Annotated in this window: 26 protein-coding genes; 16 read left to right on the forward strand and 10 right to left on the reverse strand. The window is 59.5% G+C overall.

Annotated elements, in window-relative coordinates; translation table 11 throughout:
- The first annotated feature begins 97 nt into the window (after positions 1 to 97).
- From ACZYSM_RS16835 to ACZYSM_RS16845, 3 genes are all read left to right on the forward strand, one after another.
- On the forward strand, positions 98 to 967 hold the full coding sequence (locus ACZYSM_RS16835; protein WP_489072645.1) for a CheW domain-containing protein: 870 nt from the start codon (positions 98 to 100) through the stop codon (positions 965 to 967).
- A 77-nt stretch (positions 968 to 1044) separates the two neighbouring features.
- On the forward strand, positions 1045 to 1527 hold the full coding sequence (locus tag ACZYSM_RS16840) for a chemotaxis protein CheW (RefSeq protein ID WP_489072647.1): 483 nt from the start codon (positions 1045 to 1047) through the stop codon (positions 1525 to 1527).
- Complete coding sequence (locus ACZYSM_RS16845) at positions 1528 to 1920, forward strand: DUF2802 domain-containing protein (protein WP_489072649.1); 393 nt, start codon at positions 1528 to 1530, stop codon at positions 1918 to 1920.
- 168 nt (positions 1921 to 2088) lie between these two features.
- Here ACZYSM_RS16845 and ACZYSM_RS16850 read toward each other — a convergent pair whose 3' ends face one another.
- Both ACZYSM_RS16850 and fliK read right to left on the reverse strand, forming a co-directional pair.
- Positions 2089 to 2418, reverse strand: a complete 330-nt coding sequence (locus ACZYSM_RS16850) for an EscU/YscU/HrcU family type III secretion system export apparatus switch protein (protein ID WP_489072651.1) — start codon at positions 2416 to 2418, stop codon at positions 2089 to 2091.
- Positions 2415 to 3986, reverse strand: a complete 1572-nt coding sequence (gene fliK / locus ACZYSM_RS16855) for a flagellar hook-length control protein FliK (protein WP_489072653.1) — start codon at positions 3984 to 3986, stop codon at positions 2415 to 2417. The genes ACZYSM_RS16850 and fliK overlap by 4 nt, the downstream gene beginning before the upstream one ends.
- A gap of 194 nt (positions 3987 to 4180) precedes the next feature.
- Here fliK and ccmA point away from each other — a divergent pair, with 194 nt between their 5' ends.
- The 13 genes from ccmA to ACZYSM_RS16920 all read left to right on the forward strand — a co-directional run bounded on the left by ccmA (position 4181) and on the right by ACZYSM_RS16920 (position 14075).
- Positions 4181 to 4816, forward strand: a complete 636-nt coding sequence (ccmA, locus tag ACZYSM_RS16860; RefSeq protein ID WP_489072655.1) for a cytochrome c biogenesis heme-transporting ATPase CcmA — start codon at positions 4181 to 4183, stop codon at positions 4814 to 4816.
- Positions 4813 to 5481 carry a heme exporter protein CcmB gene (gene ccmB, locus ACZYSM_RS16865; protein ID WP_489072657.1) on the forward strand — a complete coding sequence of 223 codons (669 nt, stop codon included), beginning with the start codon at positions 4813 to 4815 and terminating at the stop codon, positions 5479 to 5481. Before ccmA ends, ccmB begins: the two co-directional genes overlap by 4 nt.
- 96 nt (positions 5482 to 5577) lie before the next feature.
- Positions 5578 to 6333: a heme ABC transporter permease gene (locus ACZYSM_RS16870; protein ID WP_489072659.1), complete on the forward strand. Its 756-nt coding sequence runs from the start codon at positions 5578 to 5580 to the stop codon at positions 6331 to 6333.
- Positions 6330 to 6506, forward strand: a complete 177-nt coding sequence (gene ccmD, locus ACZYSM_RS16875; RefSeq protein WP_489072661.1) for a heme exporter protein CcmD — start codon at positions 6330 to 6332, stop codon at positions 6504 to 6506. Before ACZYSM_RS16870 ends, ccmD begins: the two co-directional genes overlap by 4 nt.
- Positions 6503 to 6958 carry a cytochrome c maturation protein CcmE gene (ccmE, locus tag ACZYSM_RS16880; RefSeq protein WP_489072663.1) on the forward strand — a complete coding sequence of 152 codons (456 nt, stop codon included), beginning with the start codon at positions 6503 to 6505 and terminating at the stop codon, positions 6956 to 6958. The genes ccmD and ccmE overlap by 4 nt, the downstream gene beginning before the upstream one ends.
- A gap of 3 nt (positions 6959 to 6961) precedes the next feature.
- Positions 6962 to 8965, forward strand: coding sequence for a heme lyase CcmF/NrfE family subunit (locus ACZYSM_RS16885; RefSeq protein WP_489072665.1), 2004 nt, complete (start codon positions 6962 to 6964; stop codon positions 8963 to 8965).
- Positions 8962 to 9498: a DsbE family thiol:disulfide interchange protein gene (locus tag ACZYSM_RS16890; protein WP_489072667.1), complete on the forward strand. Its 537-nt coding sequence runs from the start codon at positions 8962 to 8964 to the stop codon at positions 9496 to 9498. Before ACZYSM_RS16885 ends, ACZYSM_RS16890 begins: the two co-directional genes overlap by 4 nt.
- The gene (locus tag ACZYSM_RS16895) at positions 9495 to 9965 is read left to right on the forward strand and encodes a cytochrome c-type biogenesis protein (protein WP_489072669.1); all 471 of its coding nucleotides are present in this window, start codon (positions 9495 to 9497) and stop codon (positions 9963 to 9965) included. Before ACZYSM_RS16890 ends, ACZYSM_RS16895 begins: the two co-directional genes overlap by 4 nt.
- Positions 9962 to 11170, forward strand: coding sequence for a c-type cytochrome biogenesis protein CcmI (gene ccmI, locus ACZYSM_RS16900; RefSeq protein WP_489072671.1), 1209 nt, complete (start codon positions 9962 to 9964; stop codon positions 11168 to 11170). Before ACZYSM_RS16895 ends, ccmI begins: the two co-directional genes overlap by 4 nt.
- Before the next feature lie 13 nt (positions 11171 to 11183).
- Entirely contained in the window at positions 11184 to 11588 is a 405-nt protein-coding gene (locus ACZYSM_RS16905) for a hypothetical protein (protein WP_489072673.1), read from the forward strand.
- 439 nt (positions 11589 to 12027) lie between these two features.
- Positions 12028 to 12636 (forward strand): cytochrome b/b6 domain-containing protein, encoded by a 609-nt coding sequence (locus ACZYSM_RS16910; protein WP_489072770.1) that lies wholly within the window; start codon positions 12028 to 12030, stop codon positions 12634 to 12636.
- Positions 12629 to 13387, forward strand: a complete 759-nt coding sequence (locus tag ACZYSM_RS16915) for a molybdopterin-dependent oxidoreductase (protein ID WP_489072675.1) — start codon at positions 12629 to 12631, stop codon at positions 13385 to 13387. Before ACZYSM_RS16910 ends, ACZYSM_RS16915 begins: the two co-directional genes overlap by 8 nt.
- Positions 13388 to 13505: 118 nt before the next feature.
- Positions 13506 to 14075: a DUF5666 domain-containing protein gene (locus ACZYSM_RS16920; RefSeq protein WP_489072772.1), complete on the forward strand. Its 570-nt coding sequence runs from the start codon at positions 13506 to 13508 to the stop codon at positions 14073 to 14075.
- A 252-nt stretch (positions 14076 to 14327) separates the two neighbouring features.
- Here ACZYSM_RS16920 and ACZYSM_RS16925 read toward each other — a convergent pair whose 3' ends face one another.
- The 8 genes from ACZYSM_RS16925 to gcl all read right to left on the reverse strand — a co-directional run bounded on the left by ACZYSM_RS16925 (position 14328) and on the right by gcl (position 23921).
- The gene (locus ACZYSM_RS16925) at positions 14328 to 15323 is read right to left on the reverse strand and encodes a sulfate ABC transporter substrate-binding protein (protein ID WP_489072677.1); all 996 of its coding nucleotides are present in this window, start codon (positions 15321 to 15323) and stop codon (positions 14328 to 14330) included.
- 90 nt (positions 15324 to 15413) lie between these two features.
- On the reverse strand, positions 15414 to 16238 hold the full coding sequence (locus ACZYSM_RS16930; protein ID WP_489072679.1) for an ion transporter: 825 nt from the start codon (positions 16236 to 16238) through the stop codon (positions 15414 to 15416).
- A gap of 21 nt (positions 16239 to 16259) precedes the next feature.
- The gene (locus ACZYSM_RS16935) at positions 16260 to 17174 is read right to left on the reverse strand and encodes an urea transporter (RefSeq protein ID WP_489072681.1); all 915 of its coding nucleotides are present in this window, start codon (positions 17172 to 17174) and stop codon (positions 16260 to 16262) included.
- 144 nt (positions 17175 to 17318) lie between these two features.
- Positions 17319 to 18734 (reverse strand): pyruvate kinase, encoded by a 1416-nt coding sequence (gene pyk, locus ACZYSM_RS16940; protein WP_489072683.1) that lies wholly within the window; start codon positions 18732 to 18734, stop codon positions 17319 to 17321.
- Complete coding sequence (locus tag ACZYSM_RS16945) at positions 18724 to 20004, reverse strand: glycerate kinase type-2 family protein (protein ID WP_489072685.1); 1281 nt, start codon at positions 20002 to 20004, stop codon at positions 18724 to 18726. Before ACZYSM_RS16945 ends, pyk begins: the two co-directional genes overlap by 11 nt.
- A 166-nt stretch (positions 20005 to 20170) precedes the next feature.
- On the reverse strand, positions 20171 to 21061 hold the full coding sequence (locus ACZYSM_RS16950; RefSeq protein WP_489072687.1) for a 2-hydroxy-3-oxopropionate reductase: 891 nt from the start codon (positions 21059 to 21061) through the stop codon (positions 20171 to 20173).
- Between the two features lie 156 nt (positions 21062 to 21217).
- Positions 21218 to 22000 (reverse strand): hydroxypyruvate isomerase, encoded by a 783-nt coding sequence (hyi, locus tag ACZYSM_RS16955; protein ID WP_489072689.1) that lies wholly within the window; start codon positions 21998 to 22000, stop codon positions 21218 to 21220.
- A 145-nt stretch (positions 22001 to 22145) separates the two neighbouring features.
- A complete protein-coding gene (gene gcl / locus ACZYSM_RS16960) occupies positions 22146 to 23921 on the reverse strand; it encodes a glyoxylate carboligase (RefSeq protein ID WP_489072691.1) in 1776 nt (591 codons plus the stop codon).
- Between the last annotated feature and the right edge of the window lie 43 nt (positions 23922 to 23964).

Genomic DNA, 23964 nt, shown 5'->3' on the forward strand with positions numbered 1-23964 from the left:
TTGCCGCAGGCTGTGATCTTTTGATCTCGCCCTGCGACGCCCTCAATATCGTCAAAAGATCGCAGCCTGCGGCAGCTCCTACGGGAGTGGCATTCCAATGAACCGGCCGGTAAAAATCACTACTCGCCCGCAACTGGCGCTGCAGTCCTATCTGGACGCTCTGCTGCAGGACGCGACCGAAGAGTTGACGCTCGAAGCGTTGCCTGAGGTTGTAGAGCCGCAAGGCACGCTTGATGAATTTCAAGCCGCTGTGCTCGAAGAGCAGGCCCGCGATGCGCAAAAGCAACCTGTGATCACCCCGATTGTGGCTGCCGTTGTGCATGCTCCGACGCCAGTTGTTGTGCCGGTGCTGGAAGCGCCTGCACCGATTCTCGCTACGGTTTCGCCTATCGCGCCGATGGTGCAAGCGTTGGTCGAGCCGGTGGTCGACGTTCATCTGCCGCCGAGCAACACACCACCGCCAGTAGACGGTGACGGTCGCCCATCGTGGGCAGCCGAGCCGTTTGAATGCCTGCTGTTCGATGTGGCCGGTCTGACGCTGGCAGTGCCGCTGGTTTGCCTGGGCTCTATCTACTCCTTGGCCGGTCACGAGCTGACGCCGCTGTTTGGTCAACCGGAATGGTTCCTCGGGATTCTGCCGAGCCAGGCTGGCAACCTGAAAGTGCTGGATACCGCACGCTGGGTCATGCCGGATCGTTACCGTGATGATTTCCGTCAGGGCCTGCAATACGTGATCTCGGTTCAGGGCTATGAATGGGGGCTGGCGGTGCATCAGGTCAGTCGTTCCTTGCGCTTGAACCCGAACGAAATCAAATGGCGCACTCATCGTGGTCAACGTCCGTGGCTGGCCGGCACGGTGATTGAGCACATGTGTGCGTTGCTGGATGTGTCGGAGTTGGCTGAGCTGATTGCCAGCGGTGGAGCGAAGCAGATGCTCAACAGTCAGCCGACCAACAAACGTACATAACAAACAATAGGCGGCACCTTGGGTGCAGCCAGACAGAACACACACCGTTTCCAACGGTTTTTTGAGGGGTCAGGGGTATGAATAAGTCGTCGTCTCTACAGAGTTCCGAAGATCCGATCCTGCAATGGGTAACCTTCAAACTGGACAATGAAACCTACGGCATCAACGTGATGCGCGTTCAGGAAGTCCTGCGTTACACCGAAATCGCCCCTGTGCCGGGTGCCCCAAGCTACGTGCTGGGCATCATCAACCTGCGCGGCAACGTGGTCACCGTGATCGACACCCGTCAGCGCTTTGGCCTGATGAACGCCGAGATCAGCGACAACACCCGTATCGTGATCATCGAAGCCGACAAGCAAGTGGTCGGGATCATGGTCGACAGCGTGGCGGAAGTGGTTTATCTGCGTCAGTCGGAAATCGAAACCGCGCCGAACGTTGGTAACGACGAGTCGGCCAAGTTCATCCAGGGCGTGTGCAACAAGAACAACGAGTTGCTGATTCTGGTCGAGCTGGACAAGATGATGAGCGAAGAAGAATGGTCGGACCTGGAGCAAATCTGATTGATTCTTGAGGTTGCTGTGATTGTTCTGGGCATCCTCTGGGTAGCAACCCTGGGGCTGTTCCTGGCCTATGTTCAACGTCAGCGGCAGATTGCCGTGCAACAGGCCAAGGGTGATGCGCTGCGTGATCAGCGCATCAAGGACCTGGCCAAGCGCGTCGACGACTACCAGAACGGTAATGTCCGGATGGGCGACGCTTTGCACGAACTGCGCGCCGTGGTTGGGCCGTTGCCGGACAAGCTGGCCCAGCTGGAGCAGCGCGATCCGACCAGCCTTTCATTCGCCCAGGCCGCGCGTCTGGTGGGGATGGGAGCGAGCGTCGATGAGCTGACTCAATCCTGCGGATTGACCCAGGCCGAAGCCGAGTTGATGCGCAAGTTGCATAAAAGCTAAAAGTGACGCGGTCAACGTAGCAGCTGCCGAAGGCTGCGTTCGGCTGCGCAGCAGTCGTAAACCTTGTGACCCGTTTTCATGCAAAGATTGAGTCGCCCGGATTGCGACCGCTTCGCGGCCGAACGCAGGCTTCGCCAGCTGCTACAGGGCCTGCGTTCACCTTGCTGATCAATAATCCTCCCCCCGATTCGTCACATCCCGCTCCACCCTCGGCGCCTGCGGGTCATGGCCTTCGGGGAACTTGCCTTTGAGATTCCAGGCAAAGGCAATGATTTCGGCGATGGTCCGGTACAACTCCTCCGGAATGCTGTCGCCCAACTCCATTCTTGCCAGCAGTTTCACCAGCTCGGCGTTTTCGTAGATCGGCACTTCATAGTCGCGGGCAATCTTCAAAATGGCCTCGGCCAGTGCGTCGTCGCCCTTGGCAGTGAGGGTCGGTGCGTGTTGGCCATCGTATTTGAGAGCGATGGCCTGGCGTGGCGGGTTGGGGCTTTTCATGCGGTTTCGTCGACCCAGCGTTGTTCGAGACGGGTTTGCGCACCTTGAGGAGGTGTGCCGAGATGACAGTCCAGATCGCCGACGTTCAGGCCGGATGCAATCAGGCGTTCACGCAGCCCGCTCAAGTGGCTCTCGATCAGGCTGGCGGTATACGGGCGCTCGGCCCATAGCTGGCTGGACAGGCGACCTTGGACAAGCTGCGCCTGAACCTGCAGCGGTCCCAACGGTTCCATGTCGAACGCCAGCTCAACCCGCCACAACTGCTGCTTGGGTTCGCGCTCCTCTTTCTTTTCGCTCTGTTCTTTCTCAGGCATGTCTTCTCGTTGGAATTTGACCTGTAACGGCACGATGTCCTGCAGGTTGCGCATGGGGATTTCCAGCTGCCAAGTGCTAAGCAGGTTGCCGTCAGGCGTGGTACCCGTCTGCTCCAGGCTCGACAGCTGATGGCTTTGCAAGCGCGAAACGGCCGCGGCGGCCAGGCGCAGCAAGTGCTCCAGATCTCCTTCACCTTCCAGGCTTTGCAGTAAACGTGAGGGCAGGGGGAAGCTAGTGGGCTGGGGTTTTGCACTGACCTGACCGAGGGTTCCAAGGGCGCTGCGCACAAAGCTCGGCAACGTCTGGGCCAGGGTATTGGCGGCGATGATTGCGTTGAAATTAGTGTTGGCCGGCAGGCCGGGAGCGATTTGTGCAATCAAGCGCAGCAGATTGCCTTTCATGTCCGGTGTCAGTGCCGGGTTCTGACCGGCGAGCAATTTAGCTTCAAGGAACAGGCCGCTGTTGGCCAATGCCTGGGCCAAGCCCTTTGGCGTGCTCAGTTGCTGAATGTCCGGCAACCCAGCCAGCAGCTTGTCGACTGCCGCACGCAAGTCGGTGGACGTTGCGTCGGACGGCGGCTGGTTTTGCAGGGCTTTGATCAGCCCATCCAGCGAGCCCTGACGGCTCTGTTGGCTGATCAATTGCTGCGCTACTGCCAGTTGCTCCTGACGACCGCTCAGGGGCACAAAGCTCAGCGACTGTGAACCCTGAACCATCGCGCTGAGCAGGCTGCCAATGCGTAATGGTTGCGGGCTGTCGATGCTCAACGTGCTGCCGCTCAAGGCGGTATTGAGCAAGCTCACCAGCGAGCGATAGACCGACGGTTGGCCAGTGGTTTGTGGCATCAGTTGAGTGGTCAGTACCTTGCCTTGCAACAAGGTGCCGACCGGCAATTGCGACGTATCCAGACGAGTGAGGGTGGCGACGTTAGAGGCGATGGCCTGTTGCACCGTGATCGCCAGATTGCCTGCCGACGGCTGGCTCACTGTCAGGTTCGTCCCTTGAGGCAACGGTTGGCTGCTGGTGGCCTGAACCGTGGTCTGGCGGCCGCTGTCGAGCGTGACCTTGAGCAGCAACTGGAAAGTCTGATCCGCTTGCTTGAGCGACAGCACTTCAGCTTTGGCGGTCTGACCGTCGGCGATCAGGCCTTCCTGCGGCTGCAGCAGCGTGAGCAGTTCGCCACTCACCACGGCCGGACGCATGGCGCCGGGGGTTGGCTGCGGCAGCGGGAGGATGTTCATTTCGCCTGTCATCGGGTCGCAACCTGTCGAAATTGCCCTCTTTAGAGTAGGGCACTGCATGTATAATGCCGCCCGTCTTTGGGGGAGTGGCGAAAACATTACAAATGTTTGACGCAGCTCTCTAGAACAGGCCGCCAATGCATTTATTCTGCATCACGTTAACGGCCGCTCCACCGCCGACTTGAACCGTAAAGGCCCGCGATCTCTTGACCAGCCCTCTTCTAGAAGCCGTAGCGCTCGCCTGTGAGCGAGACTGGCGGATGCTCTTCGAAAACCTCGAATTGCGTCTGGCGGGCGGTGATATGTTGCAGATCAGTGGCCCCAACGGCAGTGGCAAGACCAGCCTGCTGCGCCTGCTTGCAGGTCTCATGCAGCCGACCGCAGGCCAGGTCTTGCTTAACGGTCAGCCGTTGAGAGCGCAGCGCAGCGAGCTGGCGCATAACCTGCTGTGGATCGGCCACGCCGCCGGGATCAAGGATTTGCTGACCCCGGAAGAAAACCTCAGCTGGCTTTGTGCCCTGCATCAGCCAACTAGCCATGAGGCCATCTGGCAGGCGCTGGAAGCGGTGGGGTTGCGCGGTTTCGAGGATGTGCCGTGCCACACCTTATCGGCCGGTCAGAAGCGCCGTGTGGCTCTGGCCCGGCTGTATCTGGACAGCCCGAAGCTGTGGATCCTTGATGAGCCCTTCACTGCACTCGATAAACAAGGCGTGGCGCAGCTCGAAGAGCATCTGGTCGCTCATTGTGAGCAGGGTGGCATGGTGGTATTGACCACTCACCACACCTTGAAGCTCATGCCTGCCAGTTATCGCGACATCGATTTGGGGTGCTGGGCCGTATGAGTGTTTTCGGACTACTGGTCGCCCGTGAGGCGCGGTTGTTGTTTCGGCGTCCGGCCGAACTGGCCAATCCGCTGGTTTTCTTCGCAATTGTCATTGCATTGTTTCCGTTGGCCGTCGGTCCGGAGACTCAATTGTTGCAAACCTTGTCTCCGGGACTGGTCTGGGTAGCCGCCTTATTGTCCGTCCTGCTCTCGCTGGACGGGCTTTTCCGCAGTGATTTCGAGGATGGATCACTGGAGCAGTGGGTCCTTTCGTCGCACCCCCTGCCTCTTCTGGTTTTGGCCAAGGTACTGGCACACTGGGCGTTTTCCGGCCTGGCACTGGTTTTGCTCGCACCGTTGTTGGCGTTGATGCTCGGATTGCCTGCCGTTTGTCTGCCGGTGTTGCTGCTTTCCCTATTGCTGGGTACACCGGTGCTAAGCCTGCTCGGTGCGGTGGGCGCAGCGCTGACGGTAGGATTGAAACGCGGTGGCCTGTTGTTGGCGCTGCTGATTCTGCCGTTGTACATCCCGGTGTTGATTCTCGGCAGTGGCGCCTTGCAGGCGGCATTGCAGGGCATGCCGGCGACCGGTTATCTCTTGTGGCTTGGTAGCCTGACCGCCCTGACGATAACCCTGACACCCTTTGCAATAGCTGCTGGCCTGAAGATCAGCGTCGGCGAATAATAATGAGGTCTGATCATTTTTTGATCACTTTTTTTGAAAAAAAGGCAGACCCTTGGCTGCTCGTGATGGCGAGTAGCAACCGTGATGGAAACAGTAATGAACTGGACCTGGTTTCATAAGCTCGGCTCGCCCAAGTGGTTTTACGGCATCAGCGGCAAACTGCTGCCCTGGCTCAGTGTCGCCGCCGTGCTGCTGATCGGCATCGGCGTGGTCTGGGGCCTGGCGTTCGCGCCGCCGGACTACCAGCAAGGCAATAGTTTTCGGATCATCTACATCCATGTCCCGGCCGCCATGCTGGCGCAGTCCTGCTATGTGATGCTGGCGGTGTGCGGTGTCGTCGGTCTGGTGTGGAAGATGAAGCTGGCCGACGTCGCCCTGCAATGCGCGGCACCGATCGGTGCCTGGATGACCGCCGTGGCGCTGGTCACCGGGGCGATCTGGGGTAAGCCGACCTGGGGCTCGTGGTGGGTCTGGGATGCACGACTAACGTCCATGCTGATTCTGCTGTTTCTGTACTTCGGTCTTATTGCGCTGGGCAACGCCATCAGCAATCGTGACAGCGCGGCGAAGGCCTGCGCGGTGCTGGCGATTGTCGGCGTGATCAACATACCGATCATCAAATACTCGGTGGAGTGGTGGAACACACTGCATCAAGGTGCGACATTCAGTCTCACTGAGAAACCGGCCATGCCCGCTGAAATGTGGCTACCGCTGCTACTGACAGTGCTGGGCTTCTACTGTTTCTTCGGCGCCGTGTTGTTGCTGCGCATGCGCCTTGAAGTGCTCAAGCGTGAGGCCCGCAGTAGCTGGGTCAAGGCCCAGGTGCTGAATACTCTGGAGGCTGCACAATGAGTTTTGCATCCTTCGGCGATTTTCTCGCCATGGGTCATCACGGTTTATATGTCTGGTCAGCCTATGGCATCTGCTTTGCAGTGCTGGCCCTCAACGTTGCAGCGCCGATCCTGGCCCGCAAGCGTTATCTGCAACAAGAGGCGCGTCGTCTGCGCCGGGAGAACGGCAAGTGAATCCGCTGCGTAAAAAGCGACTATTGATCATCCTCGCGATTCTGGTTGGGGTCGGCGCTGCTGTTGGCCTGGCCTTGAGCGCCTTGCAGCAGAATATCAATCTGTTCTACACCCCGACCCAGATCGCCAACGGTGAGGCACCGCTAGACACCCGCATTCGTGCCGGCGGTATGGTCGAAAAGGGGTCGCTGGAGCGCTCCGGGGATTCCCTGGACGTGAAATTCATCGTCACCGACTTCAATAAATCCGTCACCATCACTTATCGCGGCATCCTTCCAGACCTGTTCCGCGAAGGGCAGGGCATTGTTGCCCTTGGCAAGCTCAACGGTGAGGGCGTGGTAGTGGCCGACGAAGTGCTCGCCAAGCACGACGAGAAGTACATGCCGCCGGAAGTGACCAAGGCCCTGAAAGACAGCGGCCAGTCGGCGCCTACACAAGCCAAAGAGGGTTAACCGATGACTTCCGCACTCTTTGGTTCAGGGCTGTTTATCCCCGAGCTGGGCCATCTGGCGATGATCCTGGCGCTGTGTTTTGCCATCGTTCAAGCCATCGTGCCGTTACTCGGTGCCTGGCGCGGTGATCGGCTGTGGATGAGCCTGGCTCAGCCGGCCGCCTGGGGGCAGTTCGCCTTTCTGGTATTCGCTTTTGGCTGCCTGACCTACGCCTTCATGACCGATGACTTTTCCGTCGCCTATGTCGCCAACAACTCCAACAGCGCCTTGCCTTGGTACTACAAGTTCAGCGCGGTATGGGGTGCCCACGAAGGCTCGTTGCTGCTCTGGGCGCTGATCCTCGGCGGCTGGACTTTTGCGGTGTCGGTGTTCTCCCGGCAGTTGCCGCAAGTGATGCTGGCGCGGGTGCTGGCAGTGATGGGCATCATCAGCACTGGGTTTCTGCTGTTCCTGATCCTCACCTCCAACCCGTTCGCGCGCATCCTGCCGCAAATCCCGACCAATGGTCATGACCTCAATCCACTGCTGCAAGACATCGGTCTGATCGTCCACCCACCGATGCTTTACATGGGTTATGTCGGTTTCTCCGTGGCCTTCGCCTTCGCCATCGCTGCCTTGCTCGGTGGTCGTCTTGATGCGGCCTGGGCTCGCTGGTCGCGTCCATGGACCATCGTCGCCTGGGCCTTCCTGGGTATCGGCATCACCCTCGGTTCCTGGTGGGCCTACTACGAACTCGGTTGGGGCGGCTGGTGGTTCTGGGACCCGGTGGAAAACGCGTCCTTCATGCCATGGCTGGTCGGTACCGCGTTGATTCACTCGCTGGCCGTTACCGAAAAACGTGGTGTGTTCAAAAGCTGGACCGTGCTGCTGGCCATCGCCGCATTCTCCCTGAGCCTGCTGGGAACCTTCCTGGTGCGTTCCGGCGTGCTGACGTCAGTGCATGCCTTCGCTTCCGACCCGGAGCGCGGCGTGTTCATCCTGATCTTCCTGCTGTTCGTGGTCGGCGGGTCGTTGACGTTGTTCGCTTTGCGCGCGCCAGTAGTGAAGAGCCATGTCGGTTTCAACCTCTGGTCGCGGGAAACCCTGTTGCTGGGTAACAACCTGGTATTGGTGGTTGCCGCATCAATGATTCTGCTCGGCACGCTGTACCCGCTGGTGCTTGATGCCCTGACCGGCGCCAAGCTGTCGGTCGGCCCGCCGTACTTCAATGCGCTGTTTATTCCATTGATGGCATTGCTGATGGTGGTGATGGCAGTCGGCATGCTGGTGCGCTGGAAAGACACTCCGGTCAAATGGCTGGTGGGCATGCTCACCCCCGTGCTGCTCGGCAGTGCAGCGCTGGCCGTGGTGGCTGGCATCGCGTATGGCGACTTCAACTGGGCAGTGTTGGCGACCTTCATGCTCGCCGCCTGGGTGTTGTTGGCTGGTGTGCGCGACATCTTTGACAAAACCCGTCACAAAGGCCTGATCAAAGGCCTGCCAACCCTGACCCGCAGCTATTGGGGTATGCAGGTGGCGCACCTCGGTATCGCCGTCTGCGCGTTGGGTGTGGTGCTTTCCAGCCAGAACAGCGCCGAGCGTGACCTGCGTCTGGCACCGGGCGAATCCATGGATCTGGCCGGTTACCACTTCATCTTCGAGGGTGCCAAACACTACGAAGGGCCGAATTTTACCTCCGACAAAGGCACTATTCGTGTCATTCGCGGCGGTAAAGAGGTCAGCGTATTGCACCCGGAAAAACGCCTCTACACCGTGCAGAACTCGATGATGACCGAGGCCGGGATCGACGCTGGTTTCACCCGTGACCTATACGTTGCCCTTGGTGAGCCACTGGGCGATGGCGCCTGGGCGGTACGGGTGCACGTCAAACCGTTTGTACGCTGGATCTGGTTCGGCGGCCTGCTTACAGGTTTCGGTGGTTTGCTGGCGGCACTGGATCGGCGTTATCGGGTCAAGGTGAAAAGCCGCGTGCGGGAAGCACTGGGCATGACTGGAGCCACTGCATGAGACGTTGGATAATGTTGTTGCCGCTGGCGCTGTTTCTGGTGGTGGCGGTGTTCCTTTACCGAGGGCTGTACCTGGACCCGGCCGAACTGCCATCGGCGATGATCGACAAGCCATTCCCCGAGTTTTCCCTGCCGTCGGTACAGGACGGCAAGACCCTGGCCAAGGCCGATATTCTGGGCAAGCCAGCGTTGGTCAACGTCTGGGGCACCTGGTGCATTTCCTGCCGGGTCGAACACCCGGTGTTGAACAAACTGGCCCAACAGGGCGTGCTGATCTACGGCATCAACTACAAGGACGTCAACGCCGACGCCTTGAAGTGGCTGGTGGAGTTCCACAACCCGTACCAACTGGATATTCGTGACGATGAGGGCACCCTGGGCCTGAATCTCGGCGTCTACGGCGCTCCGGAAACCTTCTTCATCGACGCTAAAGGCATCATCCGCGACAAGTACGTCGGGGTGATCGATGAAGTGGTCTGGCGCGAAAAGCTGGCTGCCAAGTATCAGGCGCTGGTTGATGAGGCCAAGCCATGAAGCGCTGGATAGCGGCGGCCGTTCTCGGCCTGAGCATCGCCGGTGTGGCTCACGCCGCCATCGACACTTACGAGTTCGCCAATGACGGCGACCGCGAGCGTTTCCGCGAGCTGACCAAAGAGCTGCGTTGCCCCAAGTGCCAGAATCAGGACATTGCTGATTCCAATGCACCGATTGCCGCTGACTTGCGTAAAGAGATTTTCCGCATGCTGGGCGAGGGCAAAGACAATCAGCAGATCATCGACTTCATGGTCGATCGCTACGGCGATTTCGTGCGCTACAAGCCGGCTCTGACTGCCAAGACCGCGCTGCTCTGGTTCGGCCCGGCCGGTTTGCTGTTGGGCGGCGTCGTAATCATTGGAGTGATCATCCGCCGTCGTCGCGTACAGCGCACTGACACCCTGGATACGCTTTCTGCCGAGGAGCGCAAGCGCCTCGACCAACTGTTGGATAAAGACCACGAATGATTGATTTCTGGCTCGCTGCAGGTCTGCTCCTATTGGTAGCTCTGAGTTTTCTGCTGATCCCGGTTTTACGCGGCCGCCGCGCCCAACGTGAAGAGGATCGTACCGCGCTGAACGTAGCGCTTTACCAAGAGCGCGTGGCTGAGTTGCAAACTCAGCAGGAAGAAGGCGTACTCACTCCCGTGCAAATGGACACCGGTCGCGCGGAAGCGGCCCGTGAACTGCTGGACGACACCGAAGGTGCCGATACCGAGCGGGTTTCGCGTTTGGGCAAGCCGCTGCCGTTGTTGGCCGCGATTCTGGTGCCGGTGTTGGGCCTTGGCTTGTACCTGCATTTCGGTGCCAGCGACAAGGTCGAGCTGACCCGCGAATTTGCCCAGGCACCGAAATCGATGGAAGAGATGACCCGCCGTCTTGAGCGTGCCGTCGCAGCGCAGCCGGATTCGGCTGAAGGTCTGTACTTCCTCGGTCGGACCTACATGGCTCAGGATCGCCCGGCAGATGCGGCGAAGATCTTCGAGCGCACCGTAGCGTTGGCCGGTCGTCAGCCTGAACTGCTCGGCCAATGGGCTCAGGCGCAATACTTTGCCGACAACAAACAATGGTCGGACAAGGTTCAGGCGCTGACGGATGAAGCATTGAAAGCCGATCCGAAAGAAGTCACCAGCCTCGGCCTGCTGGGTATCGCCGCCTTCGAAGGCGAACGTTACCAGGACGCCATCGACTACTGGAATCGTCTGCTGGCGCAACTGCCGCCGGAGGATAACTCCCGTACCGCGCTGCAAGGCGGGATCGCCCGGGCCAGTGAGAAACTGCAGGCCAGTGGCGGCAAAGTCGCTCAAGCGCCGGCCGTTGCGGCGAAAACTGCAGCATTGCTCAAGGTTCGCGTTGATCTGGCGGCTGATCTGAAAGCCAAGGTTCAACCGGGCGACAGTGTGTTCATCTTCGCCCGTGCCACTTCCGGCCCGCCCGCGCCATTGGCCGCCAAGCGTCTGACTGTGGCTGACTTGCCAGCGACCGTCGAGCTGGGTGACGCCGACGCGATGATACCGCAGTTGAAACTGTCGAACTTCCCTGAAGTCCAACTGGTTGCACGCATCTCACGCGCCGGCCAACCGACTGCCGGCGAATGGATCGGTCGCAGCCAGCCCCTGGCCAGCAGCACCACCGCGCCGCAGCAATTGACCATCGACAGCCCGGATAAATAACAGAGAAACCGCTATGAGCGCCATTGCACGTATCACCCTGCTCAGTCTGGTCCTGGGGTTAAGCGCCTGTGCGGTCCAGCAGCCGGCGCCGACCACCTTGCCACCGATCCCGCCTTCGGGACCGAGTACCAAGCCGGTTCCATCCACGGCGCCTGGCAAACCGACCACACCGGCTAAACCCGCCAAGCCGCTGCCGCGCACCTCCGCCAGCTTTGCTCCGCCACCGGGCGGTAATAGCCATTGGGATGCGCAGATGGGCGTCTACGTCCTCGACGACCAGACCGACACCTTCTACCGCCAACGCACCTACTACCGCTGGAACAACGGCTGGAGCCGCTCCATCAGCCCGAACGGGCCTTGGGAAGAGACGGATATTCATGGCGTGCCGTCGGGGTTGGGGCGTCAGTATCACGATTGAGTGACCCATTGCGCTCGTCAGACAGAACAAGCTGTCTGACGTGCGACGGCTTCGCGTTCGATCGCGGGCAAGCCTCGCGCCTACGAATGTTGCGCTGTAACTGTAGGCCCGAGGCTTGCCCGCGAAGCTTTTAATACATCACGCAGTCGCCAGCGACCCTTTCTCGGAAACACTCAAAAACCGCACCGCAGCAGAACTCAAACAGTAGGGTGATTGTGGTCGTGCCGACGTGCGGCCAAGGGAAGATGACGAGTGAGGCTAAGGAATGGCCGGCGACTCAGTCGGTAACCCGAGGCGATAGCATTTATGCCGAAAAGGAATGAGCGAACGGCTCTGAACGCAAACATCACAGAAACGTGAAACCTTGCGACAAAGCCCGATGATACCTTTACCGACATCTACTGCCTCAGCGACTGCGTTATCTCGCAAGGAGCCCGTTATCAGCACTCGTCGCGTTCACCCTTTACCCATTCGGTTCACCCATTGGATCAATGCCCTGGGCATGCCCTGCATGATCATGAGCGGCTGGGGTATCTACAACGCCTCGCCCTTGTTCGCCTTCAGGTTCCCGCATTGGGCAACTCTCGGCGGATGGCTCGGGGGTTCGATTGCCGTGCATCTGGCGGTCATGTGGCTGCTGGTGGTCAACGGCCTGATCTATCTGGCATATGGCCTGGTCAGTCGGCATTTTGGCCGTCAGTTGTTGCCCATCTCGGTGCCGGCAATCAAGCAGAACCTGAGCGATGCGTTGCACCTCAAGCTCACTCACCACCTGGGACATTACAACGCCGTTCAACGTTTGCTGTATTGGTTGGTCTTGCTGATGGGCGTGCTGGTGGTGCTTTCCGGCCTGTCGATCTGGAAGCCGGTGCAGCTGCAGGGTCTGGTGCAACTGATGGGCGGTTACGACGCGGCGCGCTACGTGCACTTTTTCGCCATGAGCGGAATCGGCCTGTTTATCGTGGTCCATCTCTTGCTGGTAGTGCTGGTGCCGCGAACCTTACTGCCGATGATTACTGGCGGCACTCGGGAGAATCCCCATGACTGAGCGCAAACCATCTGTGAAACTTGAGCCTGCACAGCGCACGCAACTGGTCGATGTGCAGCGACGGCTGTTCCTGCGCTCGGGGCTGACCATTGGCGCGATGTCGATGCTCAGCGGTTGCAACCTTGCGGACGGCGATCAAGTCGACAAAGTGCTGTGGGCCATGTCGCGCTGGAACGACAAGGTTCAGGGCTGGCTCTTCAGCGGTCAGCGGCTGGCGCCGGTCTACAGTGAAGCGAAGCTTACCCAGCCGTTTCCGTTCAATGCCTACTATGAACAAACCGACATTCCCGACATCGACCTCAGCGATTACCGGGTCGAGGTCTCGGGGTTGGTCCGCGACAAACAGAACTGGACCCTCGAAGACCTGCGCCGCCTGCCACAACGCAGCGATATCACCCGCTTGATCTGTGTTGAAGGCTGGAGCGCCATCGGTCAGTGGGGCGGTGTGCCGTTGCGCACATTCCTGGAACACATCGGTGCTGACCTGACGGCCAGGTACGTGGCCTTCAAGTGCGCCGACCGTTATTACTCCAGTATCGACATGCCGACCGCCTTGCATCCGCAGACGTTGCTGGCGCTGGACTTTGGCAAGGTCGCACTGCCGCCCCAGTACGGCTATCCGTTGCGACTGCGGGTGCCGACCAAGCTGGGTTTCAAGAATCCCAAACACATTGGCGCCATCGTGGTCACCAATGAGTACCCGGGAGGTTACTGGGAAGATCAAGGTTATAACTGGTTCAGCGGTATTTGAATAAGCATCGGTCCGATGCCCTACACCTCAGCACAGGAAACCCCCTCAGATGACTTCGATTTTCGGCAAGGCGTCGCGTGTCAGCGCATTGGCTTCAGCAATCGCTGTGACAGCGTTGATGATGATTGGCACGGTTCAGGCTGAAGACGCTCCGGCTCAGCGTGTCGGTGTGCGTGGAGCGATCACCGCACTGGACGGTGACGTGATGAAAGTTCATAGCAACCGCGACGGCGACGTGACCGTCAACCTGACCAAAGACACTCAGGTTCGCGGTGTGACGCTGGCGCAAATCTCCGACATCAAGCCCGGCAGCTACGTCGGTTCGGCCGCCGTGCCGCTGCCCGATGGCACCTTGAAGGCGTTGGAAGTCCACGTGTTCCCGCCAGACATGGCCGGCACCGGCGACGGCCATCGTCCTTTTGATCTGGCCAAGGACAGCAGCATGACCAACGGCAGCGTCGGCGATCTGGTGACCAGCAATGGCCGAACCATGACCGTCAACTACAAGGGCGGTAAAAAAACCATCGTAGTACCGGACGACGTACCGATCGTCAATCTGGTGGCCGGCGACCGAAGCTTGCTCAAGCCAGGTGTCAAAGTCGTGCTGTTCGCCCAGAAAGCTGCGGATGGCAGCCTGACAGCGCAATTCATCTCGGCCGGCAAAGACGGCGTGACGCCGCCGATGTGACATCAACGTCAGGCGCTGCGAGCGGTATCAAAAAAGGCGACCCGAGGTCCAATGCCAGTCACTTAAGCGAACGCAGCCTCGTGTAGGAGCGAGCTTGCTCGCGATGGACGTTAACGATAATGCGTGTTTTCTGAATAAACGCGTCGTCCTTGAGTCCATCGCGAGCAAGCTCGCTCCTACAGAGACCTCATTTTCTTAACTAACTGGCATTGGACTGGACCTCAGGTCGCCTTTCTCATTTCAACTCAACGCTTACTGCGCATAGATCTGATCGAAGATCCCGCCATCGTTGAAGTGGGTCTTTTGCACAGTGCGCCAGTCACCGAAGGTTTTCTCCACCGAGAGGAAGTCGACTTTCGGGAAGCGGTCGGTGTACTTGGCCAAGACTTTTGGGTCCCGTGGGCGCAGGTAGTTGGCGGCAGCGATTTCCTGACCTTCTGGAGACCAGAGGTATTTCAGGTATTCCTCGGCCACGGCGCGAGTGCCTTTCTTGTCGACGACTTTGTCGACCACAGTTACTGGCGGTTCGGCTTCGGCGGAGACGCTTGGGTAGATCACTTCGAACTGGTCGCGACCGAATTCGCGAGCGATCATTTCGGCTTCGTTTTCGAACGTCACCAGCACGTCGCCAATCTGGTTGGTCATGAAGGTGGTGGTGGCGGCGCGGCCACCGGTGTCGAGTACCGGCGCTTGCTTGAACAGCTTGCCGACGAATTCTTTGGCTTTGTTTTCATCGCCACCGTTTTTCAGCACGTAGCCCCAGGCCGAGAGATAGGTATAGCGGCCGTTACCGGAAGTTTTCGGGTTCGGCACGATGACTTGCACACCGTCCTTGAGCAGATCAGGCCAGTCTTTCAGGGCTTTCGGGTTGCCTTTGCGGACGATGAATACAGTGGCCGAGGTGAACGGCGCGCTGTGGTCCGGCAGGCGGGTGACCCAGTTGTCGGGAATCAGTTTGCCGTTGTCGACCAAGGCGTTGATGTCGGTGGCCATGTTCATGGTGATGACGTCAGCCGGCAGGCCGTCGATGACCGAACGGGCTTGTTTGCTGGAACCGCCGAAGGACATCTGCAAGGTGATGTTTTCGTTGTGCTCGGCTTGCCAGTGTTTCTGGAAGGCAGTGTTGTAAGCCTTGTAGAAGTCTCGCATCACATCGTAGGAAACGTTAAGCAGGGTCGGTGCGGCCTGGGCCACGCTGCTCAAGGCCAGGCCAGCGGCCAACAGTGAGGCGCCAAAGAGTTTCTTCACCGGGCATTCCTTGTTCTAGTAAAAGTGGGCAATTTGCCAGCGACTATAGCCGTGGCTGCATATCTCTTTAAAGATTAAAAAGTACTTTGCTTATTCTGTTTTCTTAAACAGCGCATTGCCGCAGCGCGAGCAGAATGCCGCGCCATGCTCGTGATTGTCTTTCTTGCACACCGGGCAGTCGTGCTGCAACTGTTCACCGCGCATGGCGTTGGCCAGTTCGGCGGTGAAGATTCCGGTGGGTACGGCGATGATCGAGTAACCGGTGATCATCACCATGGCCGAGATCACTTGCCCCAGCGGGGTTTTCGGCACGATATCGCCGTAGCCAACTGTGGTCAGGGTGACGATAGCCCAGTAGATCCCCTTGGGGATGCTGGTGAAGCCGTGTTCAGGACCCTCGACCACGTACATCAGGGTACCGAACACCGTCACCAGGGTGCAGACACTGAGCAGGAATACGATGATTTTTTGTTTGCTGCCGTGCAGGGCATCCAGCAGGTAATTGGCTTGTTTCAAGTACGGGCTGAGCTTGAGCACACGGAAGATTCGCAGCATCCGGATGATTCGGATGATCAACAGGTACTGAGCATCGCTGTAATACAGCGCGAGGATCCCCGGGACGATCGCCAGCAAGTCCACCAGCCCGTAGAAGCTGAAGGCGTAACGAAGCGGCTTGGGCGAGCAGTACAGCCGCAGGCCGTACTCGATGACGAAGATGACAGTGAAGCCCCATTCGATGTAGGCCAGAGCATTGGCGTAGTTCTGGTGAACGGCGTCGATGCTGTCGAGAATCACGATCACCAGGCTGGCGAGAATGATCAGCAACAGGGTACTGTCGAAGCGCCGTCCGGCCACCGTGTCGGTGTGGAAAATCATCACGTAGAGGCGGTTGCGCCACGTGTTGTTGCTGTCCATGGAGATCGCCTTGGCCTTAGATCAGCGAAGCCTAGGGTGATTGTCCCTGATAGCGCAAGACGCACTGTCCAACGCGGCCGGGCGTAGTACTCGGATACCAGCACGGACCAGCCAGCAGGCAAGGATGAAGGGGGCGGTGAGGGTCGCCAGACCCAGAGCGGCGAAGCCCGGTGTGAGCAACACTGCCAATACAATTCCCAGCAGCGGCAGCCAGGGTTGGCGACGTTGCTGGCTGAAGGCAAGGGCGGCGAGCACTGCGTTGTAACCGCTCAAACCCAGCAGCGCGTTTGACGTTTCGTGATGCAGCAAGGCAAAGCACAGACCCGCGGCAGAACCCAGCAGCGCCCATAAGAAAGCGCGGCGGTCGGCGATCAGCAATCCGATAGCAATCAGTGCACCGGCCAGCGGATGACCCAGAAACATGACCTGACCAAGCCCTTTCAACGAGGCCGCGACCAGGTTGAGGGTGTTCATTTCAATCAAGGGTGCAGGGGGCTGGGGCGCAGCAAAACTCAGGAGCAACCAGCTCAATCCAACGAAGGGTGCGGTGTAGGCGGGCAGGCAATGCTGATCGCGGGCGCGCTTGAGCCATTGCTGAGTGAGCATCGCACTCAGGCCGCCGCAGGCGATGATCAGCGGCGGCAACATCGCTGACCAGGGGAAATAAAGGCTCAGCAGCAAGCCGAGCAAAACGCCGTTGTAACTGAACAGGCCGGCCTGACGATCAGCCTTGGCATAACTGCGACGTTGCGCGGTGAGCAACCCGGCGACACCGCCCAGCAGCGCGCCGCCGAGCAGGGCTGGAGCAGTAAACAGAATGGCCAGCAGGCACAGCAGACCAAACAGCGGATGGCACTGCAGGAAAATCTGACTGAAACCGTTGAGCAGGGCCGTGGCCCAGTCGGGGCATTTGTTGTTGAAGTGGTGTGTGGACATGGTGGCGTCTGTGAAAGGCGATGTGCTTGATAAACCGCGGTGCCCCAATCGCGAGCAAGCTCGCTCCTACAATCGGTGTACACGCAATATGTGTTCAATGCCGATGTAGGAGCGAGCTTGCTCGCGATGAGGCCGGCACAGACGCTAGATCAGCGTCTCAATACGTAACGAATTAGTCGACCCAGGCTGCCCAAACGGCACACCCGCCGTGATCAACAACGTATCGCCCCGTTTGGCCATCCCCTGCGCCTGGGCAATTTCGAGGGCCGTGGAGCACACCTCGTCCACCTGACGCAGCCGATCATTAACCACCGAATGCACGCCCCAGGCCACGGTCAGGCGGCGTGCGGTTTGCAGGTTCGGTGTCAGGTTGAGAATTGGTACCGTCGGCCGTTCACGCGCTGCCCGCAAACTGGAGCTGCCGGACTCGCTGTAGTTCACCAGCACCGCCACCGGCAGAATGCTGCTGATGCGGCGGATCGCACAGCTGATGGCGTCAGACACTGTGGCTTCGGCCTGTGGTCGGCTAACGTCCAGTTGCGCCTGATAATCCGGGCCATTTTCGACCTGACGGATGATCTTGCTCATCATCTGCACGGCTTCCAGCGGGTAATCACCGGAGGCGGTTTCTGCCGAAAGCATCACCGCATCGGCCCCTTCGGCCACAGCGTTGGCGACATCCGTGACTTCGGCGCGGGTCGGTGCCGGGGAGAAACGCATCGACTCGAGCATCTGCGTCGCCACCACCACGGGTTTACCGAGCTGGCGGCAGATGGTGATGATGTTCTTCTGAATCTGCGGCACGCTTTCTGCCGGCACTTCCACGCCCAGATCGCCGCGCGCAACCATGATTGCGTCGCTCAACTCGGCGATTTCGCGCAAGTGTTCGACGGCTGACGGCTTCTCGATTTTCGCCATCAGAAAGGCTTTGTCGCCGATCAACTCGCGGGCTTCGAGGATGTCTGCCGGACGCTGCACAAACGACAGCGCGACCCAATCCACACCCAGCTCCAGGCCGAAGCTCAGGTCGCGACGGTCCTTGGCGGTCAGTGGGCTCAATTCGAGCAAGGCTTGCGGGACGTTGACGCCTTTACGGTCAGACAACTCGCCGCCGTTGAGCACCGTAGTGTCGATGGCATCGGCATGTTTGGCGGTCACTCGCAGACGCAGCTTGCCGTCGTCCAGCAACAGGTCCATGCCCGGTTCCAGCGCGGCGATGATTTCCGGGTGGGGCAGGTTGACCCGCCGCTGATCGCCAGGCGTTGCGTCCAGGTCCAGACGCAGGGCCTGACCGCGCATCAGTTGAACCTTACCTTCGGCAAACTTCCCGACCCGCAGTTTCGGGCCTTGCAGGTCCATCAGAATCCCCAGCGGGTAATTCAGCTGCTTCTCGACTTCGCGAATCCACTGGTAGCGCTGAGCATGATCGGCGTGATCGCCATGGCTGAAGTTGAGGCGAAAGATGTTTACCCCGGCTTCGACCAGTTCACGGATAGCGTCGATCCCGTCTGTGGCAGGGCCAAGGGTGGCGAGGATTTTAACCTTCTTGTCAGGCGTCATTTTTAGGGCTCTCGAGAATCAGGATGGCGCGGAAGTCGTTGACATTGGTGCGGGTCGGTTCGGTGACGATCAATCCATCCAGCGCGGCGAAATAGCCATAACCGTTGTTGTTGTCCAACTCGTCGCTGGCGCTCAGACCCATCGCGGCGGCGCGGGCGTAGCTGTCCGGGGTCATGATGGCGCCGGCGTTGTCTTCGGAACCGTCGATGCCGTCGGTGTCGCCGGCCAGCGCATAGACACCGGGCAAGCCCTTGAGGCTATCGGTGAGGCTCAGCAGGAACTCGGCGTTGCGTCCGCCACGGCCATTGCCGCGCACGGTGACGGTGGTTTCACCGCCCGAGATAATCACGCAAGGCGCGGCCAGTGGCTGACCATGCAGGACAACCTGGCGGGCGATCCCTGCGTGGACTTTGGCGACCTCGCGAGACTCGCCTTCCAGATCACCGAGAATCAACGGGCTAAAACCGGCCTGGCGAGCTTTCACCGCTGCCGCTTCCAACGACTGTTGTGGCCGCGCGATCAGTTGAAAATGGCTGCGGGAGAGGCTCGGATCACCGGGTTTGACCGTCTCCGATTCCGCGCTTTGCAGCCAGCTGCGCACCGTCGCTGGGACCTCGATGGCGTAGCGTTTGAGAATCGCCAGGGCTTCGGCCGAAGTGCTCGGATCGGCCACGGTCGGCCCGGAAGCGATCACCGTTGCCAGGTCGCCCGGCACATCGGAAATCGCATAGGTGTAGACAGTAGCTGGCCAGCAGGCCTTGGCCAGACGGCCTCCCTTGATCGCCGAGAGGTGCTTGCGCACGCAGTTCATCTCGCCGATGGTAGCGCCGGATTTGAGCAGGGCTTTGTTGATCGACTGTTTGTCGGCAAGCGTGATGCCGGCCGCCGGCAGTGCCAGCAATGCCGAGCCACCGCCCGAGAGTAGAAAGATCACCCGGTCGTCTTCAGTCAGGTTGCTGACCAGTTCCAGCACCCGTTTTGCCACGGCCAGGCCGGCAGCGTCAGGCACTGGGTGGGCGGCCTCGACCACTTCGATTTTGTCGCAAGGGGCGCCGTGACCGTAGCGAGTCACTACCAGTCCCGATACTTCGCCCTGCCAGCAACGTTCGACCACTTGCGCCATGGCCGCAGCCGCTTTGCCGGCACCGATGACGATCACCCGACCGCTGCGATCGCTGGGTAAATGGGCTTCAAGGACGTGCTGCGGATGGGCGGCGTCGATGGCTGTGGCGAACAGCTCACGCAGGAATTGTTGCGGATCGACCGACATGGCGGGCTCCCGGATTTCTTGTTATTGGGGTAGGGCAACCGCGTGTGGGTACACTCGGTTCCCTGCGGGAGCGAGCCTGCTCGCGATTCAGGCACCGCGATGTGTCAGATACACCGCGGCGATTTTATCGCGAGCAGGCTCGCTCCCACAGGTTTGGTGCGGGGCCTTATTTATCTCGAATCGAGAAGTTCGCCATGTGCTCGAGGCCTTTGATCAGCGCCGAGTGGTCCCAGTTGCTGCCACCGATGGCCGCGCAGGTGCTGAACACTTGCTGGGTGTTGGCGGTGTTGGGCAGGTTGATGCCCAGCTCGCGAGCACCGGCCAGGGCCAGGTTGAGGTCTTTCTGGTGCAGGCTGATGCGGAAGCCTGGATCGAAAGTGCCTTTGATCATGCGCTCGCCGTGGACTTCGAGAATTTTCGACGAAGCGAAACCACCCATCAGCGCTTCACGGACCTTGGCTGGATCAGCACCGTTTTTCGAGGCGAACAGCAGGGCTTCAGCGACGGCCTGGATGTTCAGCGCAACGATGATCTGGTTCGCCACTTTGGCGGTTTGACCGTCGCCATTGCCGCCGACCAGAGTGATGTTTTTGCCCATGCTCTGGAACAGCGGCAGAGCGCGTTCGAAGGCCTGGCTGTCGCCGCCGATCATGATGCTCAAGGTCGCAGCTTTGGCGCCGACTTCACCACCGGACACCGGGGCGTCGAGGTATTGCGCGCCTTTTTCGTTGATTTTCGCAGCGAAGGCTTTGGTCGCGGTCGGCGAGATCGAACTCATGTCGATCACGATCTTGCCTGGGCCGACACCGGCAGCCACGCCGTCGGCGCGGAACAGCACGTCTTCGACCTGCGGGGTGTCCGGAACCATAACGATGATGAACTCAGCTTCCTGAGCGACTTCTTTCGGGTTCGCCAGAGCGACCGCGCCAGCGGCGATCAGATCAGCAGGGGCGGAGTCGTGGTGCGCCGACAGGAACAGGCTGTGACCGGCTTTTTGCAGGTTCAACGCCATTGGGTGGCCCATGATGCCGGTGCCGATAAATCCGATTTTAGCCATGAGAAAATCCTCTTGTTTTTATTGCTGCTTCAAGCAAATAGGGGATGCGCTTTTTGTAGGAGCGAGCCTGCTCGCGATGAGGCCGTCAGATTCAGCATCTGTGTTGACTGGTACATCGCTATCGCGAGCAGGCTCGCTCCCACAGGGGAAATCACTTCAGATTGCGTTATGGGTTTTCAACCAACCGAGACCCGCCTCGGTGGTGGTCAGCGGCTTGTATTCACAGCCGATCCAGCCCTGATAACCGATGCGGTCCAGGTGTTCGAACAGGAAGCGGTAGTTGATCTCGCCAGTACCCGGCTCGTTGCGCCCCGGGTTGTCGGCGAGCTGGATGTGGTTGATCTCTCCCAGGTGCTCGGCCATGGTCCGGGCCAGGTCGCCCTCCATGATTTGCATGTGGTAGATGTCGTATTGCAGGAACAGATTGTTGCTACCGACTTGCTCGCGAATCGACAGGGCTTGAGCCGTGTTGTTCAAGTAAAAGCCCGGGATGTCACGGGTGTTGATCGCTTCCATCACCAGTTTGATGCCCACCGCTTGCAGCTTGTCTGCGGCGTACTTGAGGTTGGCGACGAAGGTCTTTTCCACGGTGGCATCATCGACGCCTTGTGGGCGGATGCCGGCCAGGCAGTTGATCTGGGTGTTGCCCAGAACTTGTGCGTAGGCAATCGCCAGGTCGACTCCGGAGCGGAACTCTTCAACGCGATCCGGATGGCATGCAACGCCACGTTCACCCTTGGCCCAGTCACCGGCCGGCAGGTTGAACAGCACTTGGGTCAGACCGTGGGCGTCGAGCTGGGCCTTGATCTCGGCGGAGTTGAATTCGTAAGGGAACAGGTATTCGACACCACTGAAGCCGGCCTTGGCGGCAGCTTCGAAGCGGGCAAGAAAATCCTGCTCAGTAAACAGCATGGACAGGTTGGCTGCGAAACGCGGCATGGTGGTCTCCTGTTAAAAATATGTACCTGTAGCAGCTGCCGAGGCACGAGGCTGCGTTGGGCTGCGAAGCGGCCCCCGACGGCGGTCCTGCGGACACGCAACGCAGCCTCGTGCCTCGGCAGCTGCTACAGGTTTCAGGTCGTTCTTAATCCAGCAACGAAATCGCGGTTGGCGCATCGTTACCGACCAACGCCAGGTCTTCGAATTCGTTGACGGCGTTGATCTCGGTGCCCATGGAAATGTTGGTCACGCGCTCCAGAATAATCTCAACAATCACTGGAACCTTGAACTCAACCATCATTTCCTGAGCCTTGCGCAGCGCCGGCTGGATCTGATCCGGTTCGAAGACGCGCAGGGCTTTGCAACCCAGGCCTTCGGCAACCGCGACGTGGTCGACGCCGTAACCGTTGAGCTCCGGCGCGTTGAGGTTATCGAAGGACAGCTGCACGCAGTAGTCCATCTCGAAACCGCGCTGCGCCTGACGGATCAGACCCAGGTACGAGTTGTTCACCACGACGTGGATGTACGGCAGTTTGAACTGCGCGCCCACCGCCAACTCTTCGATCATGAACTGGAAGTCATAGTCGCCAGACAGCGCCACGACTTTGCGGCTCGGATCAGCCTTGACCACGCCCAACGCTGCCGGAATGGTCCAGCCCAACGGGCCTGCCTGACCGCAGTTGATCCAGTGACGCGGTTTGTAGACGTGCAGGAACTGCGCGCCGGCAATCTGCGACAGACCGATGGTGCTGACGTAGCACGTGTCTTTACCAAACACCTGGTTCATCTCTTCGTATACGCGTTGCGGCTTGACCGGCACGTTGTCGAAGTGGGTCTTGCGGTGCAGGCTGGCTTTACGCTGCTGGCAGTCTTTGAGCCAGGCGCTGCGGTCCTTCAGCTTGCCGGCGGCTTTCCATTCGCGAGCGACTTCAATGAACACTTTCAGTGCCAAACCGGCGTCGGAAACGATGCCCAGGTCCGGATTGAACACGCGACCGATCTGGGTCGGTTCGATATCGACGTGGATGAACTTGCGGCCTTCGGTGTAAACGTCGATCGAACCGGTGTGACGGTTGGCCCAACGGTTACCCACGCCGAGTACCACGTCGGATTTCAGCATCGTCGCGTTGCCGTAACGGTGCGAAGTCTGCAAACCAACCATGCCGACCATCAGCGGGTGATCGTCCGGGATAGTGCCCCAGCCCATCAGGGTCGGGATGACTGGAATACCCGTCAGCTCAGCGAACTCCACCAGTAAGTCACTGGCATCGGCATTGATGATGCCGCCACCGGCGACCAGCAGTGGGCGTTCAGCCTGATCGAGCATGGCCAGGGCTTTCTCGATCTGTACGCGATTAGCCGTTGGCTTGGCCAGCGGCAGAGGTTCGTAGGCGTCGATGTCGAATTCGATTTCTGCCATCTGCACGTCAAACGGCAGGTCGATCAGCACTGGGCCCGGGCGGCCGGAGCGCATCTCATAGAAGGCTTTCTGGAAGGCGTAAGGCACCTGGCCCGGTTCCATAACAGTGGTTGCCCACTTGGTCACTGGCTTGACGATGGTGGTGATGTCGACGGCCTGGAAGTCTTCCTTGTGCATACGGGCGCGGGGTGCCTGGCCAGTGATGCAGAGGATTGGAATCGAGTCGGCCGAGGCGCTGTAGAGCCCGGTGACCATGTCGGTACCGGCAGGCCCGGAAGTACCGATGCACACGCCGATGTTGCCGGCTTTAGTGCGGGTGTAACCCTCGGCCATGTGCGAGGCGCCTTCAACGTGGCGAGCGAGGACGTGATCAATGCCGCCGACCTTTTGCAGGGCGGAGTACAGAGGGTTGATGGCTGCACCCGGGATGCCAAAAGCGGTATCAACCCCTTCACGGCGCATCACCAGAACGGCGGCTTCGATTGCTCTCATTTTGCTCATGGTTTTGTGCCTCTTACGTTTTGTAATTGTATACAAGTGGCTT

It is taken from the genome of Pseudomonas sp. F220 (assembly GCF_057813935.1).